This is a genomic window from Roseisolibacter sp. H3M3-2 (genome assembly GCF_029211165.1).
GTDB lineage: Bacteria > Gemmatimonadota > Gemmatimonadetes > Gemmatimonadales > Gemmatimonadaceae > Roseisolibacter.
The window spans coordinates 1-645 of the sequence record NZ_JARGEK010000768.1; the positions used below are offsets into that span (position 1 = coordinate 1).

Genomic DNA, 645 nt, shown 5'->3' on the forward strand with positions numbered 1-645 from the left:
CCGCCGTCGCCGACGCGCTGCTCGACGCGGCCGGCTGGCGGCGCGGCCCCGACGGGCGACGTGCGCGCGGCGGCCGGCCGCTGGTGGTCGAGCTGCTGACCGTGGGCTCGGGCGACAACGCGGTCGAGCAGCTGCTGCAGGCCGACCTGGCCGCGCGCGGCGTGCGCCTCGAGATCCGCACGCGCGAGATGGGCGCGTTCCTGGCCGCCGCGCGCGCGGAGCGCCGCACGTTCGACCTGCTGATCGCGGGGATCCCGGGCGACCTCGCGCTGTCGCACCTCGCGGCGATGTTCGCGACCGCGTCCGCCGGCGGGGCGCTCGACTACGCGGGCTTCCACCGCCCGGCGCTCGACTCGGCGTTCGCGCGGGCGGCGGACGCGACGACGACGGACGCGCGCGCCGCCGCCTGGGGCGACGTGCAGCGCACGCTCGCCGCCGAGGTGCCGGCGGCGTGGCTCTATCACTCGCGCGGCGTGCAGGGCGTCGCCCGCTCGCTGGCGGGGGTGAAGATGGACCTGCGCGGCGAGCTGGCGACGGTCGCGCGCTGGCACCGCGCCGGTCCCTGACGCCGTGCCGCTCCTCGTCGCCCCCGACGCGCTCCCCGCGCGGCGCGCCGCGGCCGCGCGTCCGCTCGCGCCGCTGCCA

General features: G+C 80.3%; 1 protein-coding gene. It reads left to right on the forward strand.

Features of this window, described 5'->3' with window-relative positions; genetic code table 11:
- Positions 1–566 (forward strand): hypothetical protein (locus PYV61_RS26290; protein WP_275836848.1); only part of this gene is annotated, 566 nt, incomplete at its 5' end.
- Between the last annotated feature and the right edge of the window lie 79 nt (positions 567–645).